Below are 14,633 nucleotides of genomic sequence, written 5' to 3' on the forward strand. Positions count from 1 at the left end.
GAATCGCTGTTGAGCATCCACGACCAGGTCGAGGCCGACACGATCAGCGGCAGCAGCCACGGCACCAGGAACAGCGCCCGCAACGTGGCCGACAGCCGGAAGTTCCGGCTGAAGAACACCGCCAGCGCCAGCCCGATCGAGAACTGGAAGGCCAGCGACACCACGGTGAACACCACCGTGTGCCACAGCGCCGGCCAGAACGTCGCGTCGGCGAACACCTTGGCGTAGTTGGCGAACCCGGCGAACGGCGCGTCCCCCTGCACGAACGAGCGCACCGTGTAGTTGCGCAGGCTCAGCTCCACGTTGCGGAACAACGGATAGGCGTAGAAGACCAGCAGGTAGGCCACGACGGGGGCGAGGAACGCCCACGCCGCCCACTGGCCCGACCGGCCCCGCGCCGCCGCCGGGACGGCAGCGCGGGCGGGGCGGGCCTGCGTCTGTGTGACTCGGTTCATGCGGTTACTGGGTCGCGCTCGCCGCGGCCGTCTGTGCCGCCGTCATGGCCTCCTGCGGCGGCTTCGAGCCGCTCAGCGCCGCCTGCACCGCGCCCCACATCGGCTCGGAGATCTTCGGGTACTTGGTGCCGAGGTCGTCGCTGGTACGGCCCTTGGCCGCCTTGACCGCCTCCACCCACACCTGCAGTTCCGGGGTGGCGGCGACCTGCTTGGCCTGCACCGCCTCGGTGGGCGCGATGTAGGACAGGGTGGTCGTGGTGGTCAGCGAGTTGTCGGCGCTGGTCAGGCAGGCCACCAGCTTCTGCGATGCGGCGTAGCGGCCGGTGTCGGACTGCACCGGGATGCTGACGAACTCGCCGCCGGTCGGCGCGGGCGCCGTGCCGCCGGCCTTCGACGGGATCGGGATGATGCCGTAGTCGAAGCCGGCCTCCTTGGCGTTGGCCAGCTGCCAGGTGCCGTTCTCGGCGAAGGCGAAGTCGCCGGTGGCGAACTCCTGCCAGCTGGTGGTCTGGGTGTTGTTGATGACGGAGTTGGGGGCGTACCCCTTCTTCAGCCAGTCGCTCCACAGCGCCACCGCCGAGACGCCCTCGGGCGAGTCGAGCTTGGTGAGGTTCGCGCCGGAGCCCCAGAACCACGGCAGGAACTGGAAGCTGCCCTCCTCGGTGCCGATCGCCGAGAACGTGATGCCCTTCTTCCCGGCTCCCTTCACCTTCTCCAGCGCCGCCGTCAGGGACGCCCAGTCCTTGACGGAGGCGACGTCCACGCCGGCCTCCTTCAGGACCTCCTTGTTGTAGTAGAGCGCCAGGGTGTTGGCCCCGATCGGGACCCCGTACGTCTTGCCGCCGCTCTGCCCGGCGGCCAGCAGGTTCGGCGCGATCGCCGTGACGTCGAGCTTGTTCTCCTCGGTCGTCGTCAGCACGCCGGCCTCGGCCAGCGTGGAGACCACCGGGTTGTCCACGATCAGCACGTCCGGGGAGTTGCCCTGCTGCGCCGCCAGCAGCGCCTTGTTCGTCAGGTCCGTCGTGTCGAAGCCGGTGCGCTCCACCGTCACCCCGGCCTGGGTGCCGCACGTCTCCAGCAGCTTCACCCACTCCGAGCTCTTGTCGTACTGCGGATAGGGGTCCCAGATCGTGTAGGCGCCGGCGGTCTGGCTCGCGCTCGCCGAGCCACCGCCGTCTGACGACGGTGACGATGACGAGCAGGCGACCAGCCCGCCGGCGGCGGCCACAACCGCCAGACCGATGCCGGCCGCGCGCCGGCTTCTTGACGCTGATCTCATTGACGTGACCTCCGCTGACAGCATGACGCGGCTGTTTCAGGCCTTAGCCGAACCGATTCGGCGAATCGGTTCGACCGAAGATAGGCCCGGCCTGTCGCGTGCGTCAATGGGGTGCTCACCAAGAGGTCGCAGCCCGATGTGCGGCCCATGACATCCTCGTCACGGGCTCCGAGGTCGGTCCCATCGGTGAAACGATTCGACTACGATGGGCGCGGCCGATTGCCAGAGCTAGGGAGCGCGGGTGAACATCGGGGAGATCGCCAGGCGGGCAGGCGTGTCGCGCAGCACCGTGTCGTACGCGCTCACCGGCAAGCGTCCGGTGTCGGAGGCGACCAAGCGGCGCATCCAGGCGGTGATCGACGAGCTGGGTTACCGGCCCAACGCCGCCGCCAGGGCGCTGAAGGAGGGCCGGACCCGCACGATCGGGCTGGTCATCCCGCCCGCCAGCCGGCGCCTGACCGACATGCAGCTCGGCTTCGTGGCCAGCGTGGTCGACGCCGCCGCCCACGCCGACCTGGACGTGCTGCTGTCGCCCTCCGGGGGCGAGCACGACCGCTCGTTCGAACGGGTGGTGACCGGCCGGCGCGTGGACGGCGTCATCCTCATGGAGATCCGGCTGGAGGACGACCGCGTCGCGCGCCTGCGGCAGAGCGGCCTGCCGTTCGTCGGCATCGGCCACACCAGTCACCCGGAGGAGATGTCCTGGGTGGACGTCGACTACGAGCGGCTCATCGCCTCCTGCGTGCACCACCTGGCCGACCTCGGGCACCGGCACATCGCCCTGGTCAACCGCAACGCCGAGCTGGTCGCCGCCGGGTACGGGCCGGGCCACCGCGCCCAGGCCGGTTTCGACCGCGCCGTGGCCGAGCGCGGCCTGAACGGCGTGCGCGTCTGCTCCGCCGACGACGCCCAGGCCGGGCAGACGTGTGTCGAGCGGCTGCTGGCCGAGCACCGGGAGCTGACCGCCATCGCCACCATCAACGAGGCCGCGATCCCCGGCATGTACCGCGCGCTGGCCGGGGCGGACCTGGCCGTGCCCGCACGCTTCTCCATCGCCGGCGTCGCCGCTCAGCACTGGGCCGAGAACCTGCATCCGCCGCTGACCGCCGCCGACGTACCCGCCGGACAGATGGGCGCCCACGCCGTCGAGCTGCTCATCCAGCGCATCGCCGACCCGCGCGCCCCGCATCGCCATCTTCTGCTGGCCCCGCCGATCTCGCTCCGCGGCACGACCGGACCCGCCCGGCCCCGCCCCTGACCAGAGGCCTGTCCGGGCCGCCGCATGCGGCCGACACCACCCCCCGTCAAGCGCGCCGCTCGACGTACGACCGCGCGTGACGGCGACATGGCCCCGGCATGTCGACTGCGTTTCCGGCTCTTGACCTTCGCGTGGCAGGCCGCTTATCGTCCAGTCGAATCGATTCGCCGAATCGATTCGACTCACCCTCCGCACTCCCCGAACGGGAAAAGCGCATGGCCAACCCCTTGTCCCGGAGGATAGGCAGGCGCATGCCGCACGCCATCCTCGCCTCCGCCCTCGTCCTGACCGCGATCCCGGTGGCCGCCTTACCGGCCGCCGGCGCCGACCCGGCGCTCGTCCTCCACTACGACTTCGAAGGCGACCTGTCGAGCGGCGCCGTCGAGGACCGATCCCCCTCCGGACTCGACGGAACCCTGGTCAACCCCGGCGGCGCCGGCACCGCCACCGGAGCCGACGGCACCCAGGCCCTGTCCCTGCCCGGCGGCGCGGACGGCTCGGCCACCGCCCCCTACGTGAGGATTCCCCAGGGCCTGTTCCGCGGCCGCGCGGCCATGACCATCTCCACCTGGCTCAACTGGGACGGCGGGCCCGACTTCCAGTGGGTCTACAACCTCGGCAAGGACGGCGGCAGCGCCACCTTCGTCACCCCGTCCTTCGCCGGCGACGCCACCACCCGCTCCTCCATCAAGCCGGTCAGCGGCAACGTCGAAGTAGGCGTCCCCGGCCGGCAGAAGCTGCCCGCCCGCACCTGGGTCAACCTCGTCACCACCATCGACGGCAAGACCCTCACCTACTACGTCAACGGCGCGCCCATCGGCAGCACCACCGCGGAGATCGACCTGGCGGCGGTGATGCACGCCGAGGGCAACACCACCTCCGGATTCCTCGGCAAAGCCTTCTGGGGCGGCCACCCGTTCCTGTCCGGCGACCTGGACGACTTCCGCGTCTACGACGCCGCCATGAACGCCGAGCAGGTCGCCGACCTGGCCGGCGACCACCTGGCCACACTGAAGAAGATCGAGCAGACCACCTTCGACGTCACCACCTACACCGGCATCGCGCCCGAGCTGGCCAGGACCGCCACCGCCGAGTTCTCCGACAGCATCCGCCGCGGCGTGGCGGTCACGTGGGATGCGATCGATCCGGCCCGGTACGCCAGGGCCGGCCAGTTCACGGTCAAGGGCAGCGCGTACGGCACGCCTGTCGTGGCGACCGTCAAGGTGATCGACAACAACCTCACCGTCGACCTCGGCACCGAGACCGGGGCCTTCCACGGCGGCGCGTCCGGCACCCTGTACGGCGTCTACGGCGAAGGCGTCCCCACGCGCAACCTCCTGGAGGGCATGAGGCTGCGCACCGTGTCGACCAAGGCCCAGGACGGCCCGCAACACCCCGGCGCCGACGCGCTGGAGGTGGTCAAGCCGCTGGCCGACGCCACCGACGGCGACGTGTACATCTACATGACCGACATCTATCGCGGTTTCCCCTACCAGTGGCCCGGCAACACCCCCGAGGAACGGCTGAACGACTACAAGGCCAAGATCGCCAAGCAGGTCGACCAGGTCCTCAAGCTCGACCCGAAATATCAGGACAACATCGTCTTCGTGCCGTTCAACGAGCCCGAGGGCAACATGTTCGGCAGCGGCGCGTGGAGCTACAACAAGGTCAGCTGGCTCAGCGATCCCCAGTACTACTTCAAGGCCTGGGACGAGGTCAACGCCCTGATCAAGGGCAAGATGCCGGAGGCCAGGATCGCCGGCCCCAACACCAGCATGCTCTTCGAGCAGGTCCAGGGCTTCCTCAAGCACACGCTGGAGGCCGGCACCGTGCCCGAGGCCGTCACCTGGCACGAACTGGGCGCCCCGGACCGCATCCGCACCAGCGTCGCCACCTACCGGAAGTGGGAGCAGGCCGCCTTCAAGGGCACCGCCTACGAGGGCAGGCAGCTGCCGATCAACCTCAACGAGTACGCGTTCAACTACCACACCTCGGTGCCCGGCCAGATGATCCAGTGGGCCTCGGCCATCGAGGAGTCGAAGGTCGACGCCGACATCGCGTACTGGAACATCGACGGCAACCTGTCCGACTCCGCCGTCCAGGCCAACCGCGGCAACGGCCAGTGGTGGCTGCTCAACGCCTACGGCCAGATGTCCGGCAACACGGTCAAGGTCGTCCCGCCGCGCCCGAACGTCAGCTACACCCTGCAGGGCGTCGCCACCCTGGACAAGGCCAAGGCCCAGGCCCGCGCCCTGTTCGGCGGCACCTCGGGCAAGGCGGGCATCCGCTTCGACCACGTGGACCCCGCGCTGTTCGGCGGCACCGTGCACGCGCTGGTCCAGGAGATCCCATGGACCGGCCAGGTGGGCAACTCCGCCCAGCCCGACGTCGTGGCCGAACTCGACCGGCAGGTGCGCAACGGCTCGGTGGCCTTCGACTTCGGTGACGTACTGCCGGAGTTGAAGGAGACCTCCGCCTACCAGATCATCCTCACCCCGGGGCGGGACACCACCTCCCCCGCCAAGGCGACCAAGCTCTGGCAGGCCACGTACGAGGCCGAGGACGCCGCGCACACCGGCAGCGCCTACCGGCGCGAAGGCCCGCAGGGCTCGCCCGACAACGTCGGCCAGTACTACACCTCCGGCCGGCACAACATCGGCGGCCTGCGCACCGGCTCCGACCTGACGCTCGACTTCAAGGTCTCGGTGCCGCAGGACGGCACCTACGACCTGTCGGTCTTCGCCGGCTCGCACAACCTGGCCGACGCCGTCAAGGAGCAAGGGCCCACCAACGCCTTCCTCCGCGTGGACGGCAAGGCCGAGCAGGAGCTCCACCTGCCTCTCAGCTACCGCTGGCTGGTCTGGGACCACGCCGACACCCAGGTCGAGCTGACCAAGGGCGAGCACATCATCACCCTGGCCGCCAAGAGCCTCGACGGCTCCCGCTCCACCAAGGGCGACGCGCTCGTCGACAAGATCGACCTGTCCCTCGCCAACCCGGCGGCGGCCGAGAAGATCTACGAGGCCGAGTACGCCACCCTCAAGGGCGCCGGCACCGACTACACCCGCAAGAAGGTCTCCGGCTCCGGCGTGGCGACCATCTCCAAGGACCAGACGGCCACCTTCTGGGTCTACTCCCCCGACGACGGCGAATCCACCCTGAACATCGACACCCGCGGCGGCGGCCGAGGCCGGCTGGACGTCAATGGCCGGCGCCTCACCGGCGTCAACGCCGACACCACGGTGAAGGCGTTCCTGTCCGGAGGCGTCAACAAGATCACCCTCACCGGCCAGTCCGGCAGGCTGCTGCTGGACCGCCTGCGCGTCGCCAACACCGACGGAACGCTCGAGCCCACCTGGTACGAGGCCGAGGCCGCCCGCGTCTCAGGCACCGCCAAGGTCGCCGCCTACCCCCTGGCCGGCGGCGGTAAGGCCGTCACCGACGTCGGCGGCGCCCCCGGCAACGCCAACACCCTCACCTTCGACGTCACCGCCCCGGCCGACGGCACGTACGCGCTGACCGTCCGCTACTCCAACCCCGAACAGTCCCCCGCCTCCCACTACAACCCCGACCCCCTGGCCCGCCACGCCGAGATCTCCGTCAACGGCGCCCCGCCGCAGCGGTCCTGGTTCCCGCACTCCTTCCACGCCGACAACTTCTGGGAGCAGACCATCCCGGTCGTGCTCAAGAAGGGAGCCAACACCGTCGCCTTCGCCTCCCACGAACTGCCGAACTTCGACGGCGACAGCTACATCTCCGACACCTTCCCCGACATCCTGCTCCGATCGAAGTACGCCCCGATCATCGACAAGATCGCGGTAACGCCGATCGCCAAGTAGCACATCGCCGGACGGGGCCCATGAAACCCCGTCCGGCGATCACGGCGATCCGCTGACGTAATCACGTGCCTGACGGTTGTCGTGGAGAGTGGCGAGAGCGGCAGCCCGGCATCCACCACAGGCATGCGATGTTTCGCCATCGCCCTGTGGGTGCTGGTCAGCGGCCCTGATGCCGGCGTGGGGCTGGTGGAAAAACCGCAAGTACGACCGGCTGCTCACGGAGTACGAAGCACTGCTGAACGTACGCCAGAACGCGCCGTGAACCTCCTGGCCCACCCTTTCCGGATCATCTCACCGACTTTTCCGCGCTTATCTCGGCGATACGGAGGAGACTGTCCACGACAAGGCGACCTAGTGGCGGAGACGACATGACCTGGAAAGACCACGACCTGCCTGTGCTCAAGGCGATCGTCCAGATGGCAGATGAGGGTGCGGTCTTGATCCAGCCACCCCAGATCGTCAAAAGGCTCGGCATGGACCCGGAGGACGTGCGGCGTTCGCTCGCTGCCCTGGCCGGTGAGAGGCCGCCCTTCTTTCAGTTCACCGATGTCACCGACTCCGACTCGCAAAGTCGGGAGATCGACGAAATTCACAGCCCGACCGGTGAAGCACGCCGCATCGCAGGCGTGTGGCCTGCGGAGCTGCTCGCAAGGAAAATCGTCGCCGGATTCGAAGCAGCTGCCGAGACAGAATCAGATGAGGAAAAGCGCATCAAGCTCAAGCAGACGGCGCAATTCCTGAGTGGCGCAGGCTGGTCGGTCCTGATCGGCGTGGCGGGGAACGCGGCATCCACGGTCACCAAGCTGTGAAGCCTGAACGCCTGGATGACCAGGCGGCCACACTCCGCGCCGCCCCGGCCCCAGGTGGAGGCGGCGTTGCCACCTGATCGGGCAGGGCTGAGAGGCACGGAATGCAGCTCTTCACCGGGCAGCCGTGACGCGAGAATACGGGTATGCCGGCCGCGATTCGCTCGAACTCCTCCAGCGGCGCGTGCCGGTCAACCGGCACGTGAGGTCGTGCACCCGGCGCGCGGCCAGATAGCGGCGCAGCATGGGGGCCCGGGCCCGGAAGTCCATGCTGCGAAGGCCAGCCGACATGCCTTTCCCGCCAGACCAGGCCATATCGCTCTGGCCTGCGAGGACAGGCCAACCGAAGACAGGTTGGTGAACGTGGGCAATCGTCAGGGCCTGTGGATCAACCATTCGCCTGGAGGGCGAGCGACTCCCGGTTCTGCGTGACCGCCGCGATGAGATCGCCAAGATCACACTCCACGGAAGCATTGACGACGGGTTTGAAGTCATGAACCCTCGCCGCCGTCTCGGCGAAATCGGAGGGGTAGAAGCTCCAGCCTTCGATGCTGCTCCAGCCTGCCTCAACGGTGGCTCGACCACCGTCCGGCGACGAGACGCGCAACCAGGCCGTGCACTGGTCCGAGAAATCGAAGGGCAAAAGGACGGTGCCTCCAGTGAGCCGCAGTCGCTGGAGGTGCTCATCCCACTGGTCGAGGAGCCGCACGAGGCTATCCGCAACGTTCTGATCTGTCTGTGCGGACTCGTCGATGGCCAAGTAGTAGGAATCGCAGACATGCCGATAGGTGCCCAGTCGCAGCATCAAGTCGTCGTGGACATCACGATCGGTGGTGCGCTCCAAGCGCAGCGGGACGTGGTTCATGATGAGCACTCCAGCCTGGTCAGGTCCGAGGCTATGCCACTGTTGATCGCGCGCCGGCGGGTTCGAGCGGGCTCGATCGGCTTGAAGGCCATTGCCAGGCCCGGCGGAGTGACAATGGATCCACACATAGTCATAGATGGCCATGACAATCCCTGACCCCGAGAGAAGGGGACGTCATGCGCAGACTCGCCACCACAACCGCCGCCATCCTCACCGCCTCCCTCGGCCTCGCCGGCACGGCCACCTGCCGGCGGCTGCTCACCGGAGCCGGGCAACCCCGCCGAGGCCGCCCTGCTCTATCTGACCGGCAACCCCAGCCCCAACACGCCTGCGAGGCCATCGTTCACGTGATCGATGACGAGTTCGTACCGCCCGACCGGGGTGACGAGCAGGAAGGCCCGGAGTCCGCGGTTCCCGCCGGCGATCCGGACGAGGCGGTGCGGTTCTCCACCACTACCGGCGCCTGACCCTGCGGCGGGCCGCCGCCCCAGACGCGCGCACAGGACCGTCGAGCCGGGCATGATCTCCCCGGAGTCGACGAGATCGATCAGCGCCGCGACCGACTTGCCCGCATGCTTTCCCTGCTGTCGCCTCCGGCGTCCGGCTGCCGGGGAACACCACCAGGCAAGACCGTCAGCAGGTCAACCAGCGCGACGTACGATCCCGGGATCAACAAATGGCGCGTTGACGGCCATCAGCGGCTCCAGCTTGGAGGCGTGGAGCATGTCGTAGTCGTGCTCGTCGTGGTCGAACAGCGGGAACGTGATCGTGGACGATCCGCGTCCGGCGACCACCTCGATGCGGCCGGGGGCGATCGCGGCGGCGGTCGCGAGCTGCTGGAACACCCGGATCGGGTCGTCGGTCGACAAGACGGTGACCGCGGTGCTCAGCTTGATCCGGCTGGTGGTCGCGGCGGCGGCGTTGACGACGGCGGTCGGCGAGGACAGCGGCATCGTCCGTATATGGTGCTCCCCCACGCCGAAGAAGTCCAGCCCGACCTCGTCGGCGAGCTTGACGGCCGCCAGCACGTCGCGGACGGCCTGGGCGGTGGGGCCCCGGGCCGCTGCCGTCTGCCGGCAGCGGGGTGTTGCCGAAGGAGTAGACGCCGAGTTCGAAGGTCATGACCGGTTCCTGGTGAGCGGGGTTCTTTAGAGGGGGTAGGGACCGAAGCGGCCCCAGGCGACGAACGCGGCCAGCACGAACAGGACCGCGTTGAAGGCGATCGCGGCGGGTTCCTTGCGGCGCAGGTGGGTGAGCGCGGCCAGGACCATCACCACGGCCAGGCCGGTCGCGGCCAGCGGGGTCAGGATCGGCGCGATGCCGGTGGCCGCGGGCAGGATCAGCCCGAGCGCGCCGGCGAGCTCGGCGATGCCGATGAGGCGGACGGTGCCGGCGGAGAAGTCCTCGGCCCAGGGCAGTTTGGGCTCGAGCTTCTCCTTGGGCTGGGTGGACTTGGTCACGCCGGCGATGCCGAACATGGCGGCCAGCACGGCCTGCACGATCCACAGGGCGATGTTCATCGCAAGATCTCCTTGACGGTAGGGGGTGAGAGGGCCTCCGGCACGGCCATGGCGGCCGGTCAGCCGGTGAAGACGATCACCGCTGGTCGCGGCCCTCGTGCCGCTGCCAGGACACGGGAGCGGCACGAGCGGGCGAGGTCATGGCGAGCACATCAGGAGCAGGTGACGGCGATCTTGCCGAGCGTTCCGGCACCGAAGGCGGCGAACGCCTCGGGGGCCTGCTCCAGCGCGTAGGTCGCGGTGACCGGGACGCGCAGCGCGCCGGCGGCGGCGTGGGCGGCCAGCTCGGTCAGGGTCTGCGGGTTCGGGTCCGCCATGATCGTGTGTACGGTGACCTCGACGCCCTGGACGGCGTCCGGGGTCAGGCCGAGGGTGGAGGCGAGCCGGCCGCCCTTGCGCAGCAGCCCCGCCAGCTCGGCGCCGTCGCCCGCCAGGTGCAGCACGGCGTCCACGCCCTCCGGAGCGAGCGCGCGGACCTGGGCCGGCAGGTCGCCGCTGTAGTCCGCGAGCTCGACCTTGGCGCCGGTGAGGCCGGTGACGAAGTCGGCTTCGGCGCCGGGACGGGCGGTGGCGATGACGCGGGCGCCGCGGGCGGCGGCCAGTTGCACGGCCAGCGCGCCCACCCCGCCGGTGGCGCCGGAGACCAGCACCGTCTCGCCCTCGGCCAGGGCGACGGCGTTGAGGCTGTCCAGCGCCGCGGTGCCGGCCAGGCCCAGCGCGCCCGCCTCCGCAGCGGCCAGCCCCTCGGGGAGGGGGGTGATGCCGTAGCCGGCCGGCACGGTGAGGTACTCGGCCATGGCGCCGGGCCCCAGGAACGGCTTCATCACCACGCCGAAGACCGCCTGCCCGACCGTGAAGCCTTCGACGCCCTCGCCGAGCGCCTCGACGGTGCCGGCGAAGTCCTTGCCCACCACCAGCGGGAAGCGGTGCTCCATCATCTGCTGCACGTAGCCGGCGGCGACCGACAGGTCGAAGCCGTTGACCGAGGAGACGGCGACCTTCACCAGCACCTCCCCGGCCTCGGGCTGCGGGGTGGGGATCTCGGCCAGGGCCGGGGTCTCGGGGACGGAGTTCAGCGTTACGGCACGCATGAGCTGCACCTCTCAAAGTGGAACGGGCTACCCGTTTTGTGCTGCCAGCGTAACAACAGAAGTGGGTAGGTTGTTCCACTTGGGTAGGGTAGACGGCATGGATCTTCCCGCCGGCTCCCCCGAGGCCTCCGGCGAGCAGCCCGGACCGGGACTGCGCGCCGACGCCGAACGCAACCGCGAACGCATCCTCGCCGCCGCCCGCCGCCTGTACGCCGGCCACGGACTCGACGTCTCCATGGCGTGCATCGCCCGCGAGGCAGGCGTCGGCAAGGCCACCCTGTCGCGCCGCTTCGCCACCCGCGAAGAACTCATCAACGCGGTCTTCGCCGACCGCATGGACGCCTACGCCGCCGCCGTCGCCGAGGCGCTGGCCGACCCCGACCCCTGGCACGGCTTCACCGGCTACGTCCAGGCCGTCTGCGCCATGCAGGCCGCCGACCGCGGCTTCGCCGAGGTGCTGGCCATGACCTTCCCCGCCGCCAAAGCCCTGGAAAAGCGCCGCGCCGAGGCGTACCACAGCTTCCTCGACCTCATCGCCCGCGCCAAGGCCACCGGCCACCTGCGCGACGACTTCACCGACCAGGACATGGTCATCCTGCTGATGGCCAACGCCGGCGTCATCGCCGCCAGCCAGGACGCCGCCCCCGACACCTGGCGCCGCCTCGTCGGCCAGATGCTCCGCGCCTACGCCGCCCCCGGCGCCGACCTGCCCCCGCTGGAGCCGGCCCCCGCACCCACCGCCCTGTACCGGGCCATGGTCCGCCTCACCCGATCCGCCCCCGGCCCTGAAGGAAACAAGGGGTGAGCAAGCGGCCGTGGCCGGGCTGCCGCCCTGACCGCGACAACCGGTGTCGTGTGATGGCCGGGGAGCGCGTCAGAACAGTTGCCTGTCCGGGACGATGCGGCTCAGTAGTGGATCGGGCCTTTCGTTCCCCCGCTGGCGATGACCGCGTCACCGTTGATGGCGACGCTGAGCGGGCTCGCCAGGAAGGCGACCACCGACGCGACCTCCTCCGGCTCCACGAGCCGTCCGATGGAGACGGAGGCGGCCATCCGTCGTTCGACCTCTTCTCTGGTGCTGCCGCTCGCTGCTGCCCACCGGTCGGCGATGTCCAGCATGGTTTCCGTACGGGTGCCGCCGGGGTGGACCACGGTGACGTTGACGCCGCTGGGCCCGAGCTCGTCCGCCAGATTCTTGGTCATGGCGGCCACCGCGACATTGCGGATCGAACCGGTGATCGAGCCGCTCTGGCGGGCCGCCAGCCCGCCGATGTTGATGACACGCCCCCAGCCGCGCTCCGCCATCGCCGGGGTGAACGCGCGGACGCAGCGGAGGTACCCGCGCACCTTCACGTTGATCTCGGCTTCCAGATCGTCGTCGGGGATCGCCCCCGGATTGGTGGCGGCCGCATTGTTCACCAGGATGTCCACTCCCCCGAGACCGCGCACGGCGGCCTCCGCCATGGCGGCCACGGACGCGTCATCGCCGGTGTCCGCGGCGATGCCGATGACCCGGGCGCCGGTTTCCGAGCTCAGGCGGGCCGCCTGCTCCTCGACGTGCCGGGAGCTCCTGGCGACCAGGGCCACGGCGGCGCCCTCGGCCGCGAGCGCGCGGCCCACCGCCCATCCGATTCCCCGGCTTGCGCCGGTGACCACGGCGCGCCGCCCCGTCAGTTGCAGATCCATGTTCACTCCATTCAGCTAGTGAGCGTTGAGAGGTGATGCAGAGCGAACACAGCCGATCTCCGTGGAGATGTCCGCCAACTCCCCGAGTGTTTTTGGTCGGATCGCTGACGAATTTAGCCCCGGCCATCGGCTCGCGAATTGACGAAACGCTGACGTCCGCTTCTATACGTCCTGCACACGTCGGGCGGGGCGGGGCGAGGTGCCGGCCGGATCCGCAGCGTGAGGCCCTGCGGAGCGCGGCCGACGGGCCGAACGACGTGTGTGTACGTCGTCGGTCGAGACCAGGGAAACCTTCTTGATCAGGGCGTGCATGCGGCGTGGACCGTCCCGTCCGCTCCCGCCGCTGGGAGCAGACGGGACGACACCCGTTAGATGTGCACTTCTCCCCCGTCAACGACCAGGTTGGCGCCGAGGAAGAAGCTGCCCTGGTCGGAGGCGAGGAAGGCCACCACATTGGCGATCTCGTCCGGGCGCCCGATCCGGCCGAGCGGGATCGCCGCAGCGAAATCTGACTTGGTGACGGGTGTGTCCTCCGTCCCGACCACGCCGTCGAGCCCGGGGGTGTCGATGGTGCCCGGGGAGATCGCGTTGACCCGGATGTTCCGGTCCTTGAGCTCGTTGGCCCAGGTCCGGGCGAAGGACCGGATCGCCGCCTTGGAGGCCGCGTACGTGCCGAACGCCGCGACACCGTCACCTGCGCGCACCGAGCTGTTCAGGATCACCGATGCGCCGTCGTTGAGCAGCGGCAGCGCCTTCTGCACCGTGAACAAGGTACCCCGGACGTTGACGCCGAAGGTCTCGTCGAAGTGCTCCTCGGTGACCTGCTCCAGCGTCGCGAACGACGCGGCGGCGGCGTTGGCGAACAGCACGTCCAGGCCCCGGCCCCGAGCCCGGACCGCGTCATAGAGCCGGTCCAGGTCTGCCAGGTCGGAGATGTCGCCCGGCACGGCGGTCACCGCCGCCGGGCCGATGCGCTCCACCGCCGCGTCAAGGACCGCCTTTCGGCGGCCGGTGATGAAGACGTGCGCGCCCTCGGCCGCCAGCCGTACGGCGGTGGCCAGGCCGATCCCCGTTCCGCCACCGGTGACGACCGCGGTCTTGCCTTCCAACTGTCCCATGCTTTTCACCTCGATAGAAATCTGTATCGATCGGTACGGAAGTGGACGATAGCAGTTCCGCACCGTTCGGTACAGAAGAGGTATGATCGGCAATGTGAACACCCAGGGGAAGGCGCCGATCGGCCGGCCGCGCGGCTTCGACGTCGACCAGGCGCTCGACCGTGCCATGCGCGTCTTCTGGGAGCAGGGCTACGAGGGTGCCAGCCTCGCCGACCTGACCGACGCCATGGGCATCAGCCGTACCAGCATGTACGCCGCCTTCGGCAGCAAGGAAGACCTGTTCCACAAGGCCCTGCAGCGCTACACCGACGGCCCCGCCGCGTACGTCCCGCGGGCCCTGGAGAAGCCGACGGCGCGGCAGGTCGCCACGGCGTTCCTCGACGGTTGCGTTCGGGCCACCACCAGTCCCGGCTGTCCCGCCGGCTGCCTCGGCGTCCAAGGTTCCCTGGCGGCGGGCGAGGCCGGTCTCAGCGCCCGGGACACGTTGGCAGCCTGGCGCAACAACGGCATCTCGCTCCTGCGGGAGCGGTTCCAGCGAGCCGTCGATGAGGGCGACCTGCCCGCGGGCACCGATCCCGGCCTGCTCGCCCGATACCTCATGGCCGTGGCCAACGGCATCGCCGTTCAGGCCGCCGGTGGCGCGACCCGCGACGACCTCCACATGGTGGCCGACATGGCCCTACGGCAGTGGCCGCCCACCTGATGCGAATGGCTCC

The 14,633-nt window shown here is 69.5% G+C and carries 13 protein-coding genes and 1 pseudogene; 6 read left to right on the forward strand and 8 right to left on the reverse strand.

All coding sequences use genetic code 11. The annotated features are described in order from the left end of the window. Nucleotides 1–455 (reverse strand): sugar ABC transporter permease (locus tag AB0J69_RS30300; RefSeq protein ID WP_364123872.1); only part of this gene is annotated, 455 nt, incomplete at its 3' end. A 4-nt stretch (nucleotides 456–459) separates the two neighbouring features. After that, nucleotides 460–1,734 carry an extracellular solute-binding protein gene (locus AB0J69_RS30305; protein ID WP_364123874.1) on the reverse strand — a complete coding sequence of 425 codons (1,275 nt, stop codon included), beginning with the start codon at nucleotides 1,732–1,734 and terminating at the stop codon, nucleotides 460–462. A gap of 241 nt (nucleotides 1,735–1,975) precedes the next feature. On the opposite strand from AB0J69_RS30305, the gene AB0J69_RS30310 reads away from it, so the two are divergent. The 3 genes from AB0J69_RS30310 to AB0J69_RS30320 all read left to right on the forward strand — a co-directional run bounded on the left by AB0J69_RS30310 (nucleotide 1,976) and on the right by AB0J69_RS30320 (nucleotide 7,640). Next, nucleotides 1,976–2,992, forward strand: a complete 1,017-nt coding sequence (locus AB0J69_RS30310) for a LacI family DNA-binding transcriptional regulator (protein ID WP_364123876.1) — start codon at nucleotides 1,976–1,978, stop codon at nucleotides 2,990–2,992. A gap of 251 nt (nucleotides 2,993–3,243) precedes the next feature. Continuing rightward, complete coding sequence (locus AB0J69_RS30315) at nucleotides 3,244–6,831, forward strand: LamG-like jellyroll fold domain-containing protein (RefSeq protein WP_364123878.1); 3,588 nt, start codon at nucleotides 3,244–3,246, stop codon at nucleotides 6,829–6,831. Between the two features lie 368 nt (nucleotides 6,832–7,199). After that, entirely contained in the window at nucleotides 7,200–7,640 is a 441-nt protein-coding gene (locus AB0J69_RS30320; protein ID WP_364123880.1) for a hypothetical protein, read from the forward strand. 385 nt (nucleotides 7,641–8,025) lie between these two features. Here AB0J69_RS30320 and AB0J69_RS30325 read toward each other — a convergent pair whose 3' ends face one another. Beyond that, a complete protein-coding gene (locus AB0J69_RS30325; protein ID WP_364123882.1) occupies nucleotides 8,026–8,646 on the reverse strand; it encodes a hypothetical protein in 621 nt (206 codons plus the stop codon). A gap of 32 nt (nucleotides 8,647–8,678) precedes the next feature. On the opposite strand from AB0J69_RS30325, the gene AB0J69_RS30330 reads away from it, so the two are divergent. Then, entirely contained in the window at nucleotides 8,679–8,969 is a 291-nt protein-coding gene (locus tag AB0J69_RS30330) for a hypothetical protein (RefSeq protein WP_364123884.1), read from the forward strand. A 174-nt stretch (nucleotides 8,970–9,143) separates the two neighbouring features. Here the strand turns inward: AB0J69_RS30330 and AB0J69_RS30335 are convergent. The 3 genes and pseudogenes from AB0J69_RS30335 to AB0J69_RS30345 all read right to left on the reverse strand — a co-directional run. Further along, nucleotides 9,144–9,551, reverse strand: a pseudogene (locus tag AB0J69_RS30335) (LLM class flavin-dependent oxidoreductase); the annotation flags it as partial. Nucleotides 9,552–9,650: 99 nt separating this feature from the next. Then, entirely contained in the window at nucleotides 9,651–10,022 is a 372-nt protein-coding gene (locus AB0J69_RS30340; protein WP_364123886.1) for a DoxX family protein, read from the reverse strand. Between the two features lie 152 nt (nucleotides 10,023–10,174). Next, on the reverse strand, nucleotides 10,175–11,113 hold the full coding sequence (locus tag AB0J69_RS30345; RefSeq protein ID WP_364123888.1) for an NADP-dependent oxidoreductase: 939 nt from the start codon (nucleotides 11,111–11,113) through the stop codon (nucleotides 10,175–10,177). 97 nt (nucleotides 11,114–11,210) lie between these two features. Here AB0J69_RS30345 and AB0J69_RS30350 point away from each other — a divergent pair, with 97 nt between their 5' ends. Further along, nucleotides 11,211–11,918 carry a helix-turn-helix domain-containing protein gene (locus AB0J69_RS30350; RefSeq protein ID WP_364123890.1) on the forward strand — a complete coding sequence of 236 codons (708 nt, stop codon included), beginning with the start codon at nucleotides 11,211–11,213 and terminating at the stop codon, nucleotides 11,916–11,918. 101 nt (nucleotides 11,919–12,019) lie between these two features. Here the strand turns inward: AB0J69_RS30350 and AB0J69_RS30355 are convergent, their stop codons facing one another. Both AB0J69_RS30355 and AB0J69_RS30360 read right to left on the reverse strand, forming a co-directional pair. After that, complete coding sequence (locus tag AB0J69_RS30355; RefSeq protein ID WP_364123892.1) at nucleotides 12,020–12,799, reverse strand: SDR family oxidoreductase; 780 nt, start codon at nucleotides 12,797–12,799, stop codon at nucleotides 12,020–12,022. Between the two features lie 368 nt (nucleotides 12,800–13,167). Further along, on the reverse strand, nucleotides 13,168–13,917 hold the full coding sequence (locus tag AB0J69_RS30360; RefSeq protein ID WP_364123894.1) for an SDR family oxidoreductase: 750 nt from the start codon (nucleotides 13,915–13,917) through the stop codon (nucleotides 13,168–13,170). Between the two features lie 94 nt (nucleotides 13,918–14,011). Between AB0J69_RS30360 and AB0J69_RS30365 the strand changes: the two genes are divergently transcribed. After that, entirely contained in the window at nucleotides 14,012–14,620 is a 609-nt protein-coding gene (locus AB0J69_RS30365) for a TetR/AcrR family transcriptional regulator (RefSeq protein ID WP_364123896.1), read from the forward strand. The last annotated feature ends 13 nt before the right edge of the window (nucleotides 14,621–14,633 follow it).

It is taken from the genome of Nonomuraea sp. NPDC049709 (assembly GCF_040674815.1).
Classification (GTDB): domain Bacteria; phylum Actinomycetota; class Actinomycetes; order Streptosporangiales; family Streptosporangiaceae; genus Nonomuraea.

Bases quoted from the DNA above. Each gene is read 5' to 3' on its own strand.
- AB0J69_RS30320 (WP_364123880.1), top strand. From the start codon at position 7,200: ATGACCTGGAAAGACCACGACCTGCCTGTGCTCAAGGCGATCGTCCAG.
- AB0J69_RS30360 (WP_364123894.1), bottom strand. From the start codon at position 13,917: ATGGGACAGTTGGAAGGCAAGACCGCGGTCGTCACCGGTGGCGGAACG.
- AB0J69_RS30305 (WP_364123874.1), bottom strand. From the start codon at position 1,734: ATGAGATCAGCGTCAAGAAGCCGGCGCGCGGCCGGCATCGGTCTGGCG.
- AB0J69_RS30350 (WP_364123890.1), top strand. From the start codon at position 11,211: ATGGATCTTCCCGCCGGCTCCCCCGAGGCCTCCGGCGAGCAGCCCGGA.
- AB0J69_RS30345 (WP_364123888.1), bottom strand. From the start codon at position 11,113: ATGCGTGCCGTAACGCTGAACTCCGTCCCCGAGACCCCGGCCCTGGCC.
- AB0J69_RS30330 (WP_364123884.1), top strand. From the start codon at position 8,679: ATGCGCAGACTCGCCACCACAACCGCCGCCATCCTCACCGCCTCCCTC.
- AB0J69_RS30340 (WP_364123886.1), bottom strand. From the start codon at position 10,022: ATGAACATCGCCCTGTGGATCGTGCAGGCCGTGCTGGCCGCCATGTTC.
- AB0J69_RS30325 (WP_364123882.1), bottom strand. From the start codon at position 8,646: ATGGCCATCTATGACTATGTGTGGATCCATTGTCACTCCGCCGGGCCT.
- AB0J69_RS30315 (WP_364123878.1), top strand. From the start codon at position 3,244: ATGCCGCACGCCATCCTCGCCTCCGCCCTCGTCCTGACCGCGATCCCG.
- AB0J69_RS30355 (WP_364123892.1), bottom strand. From the start codon at position 12,799: ATGGATCTGCAACTGACGGGGCGGCGCGCCGTGGTCACCGGCGCAAGC.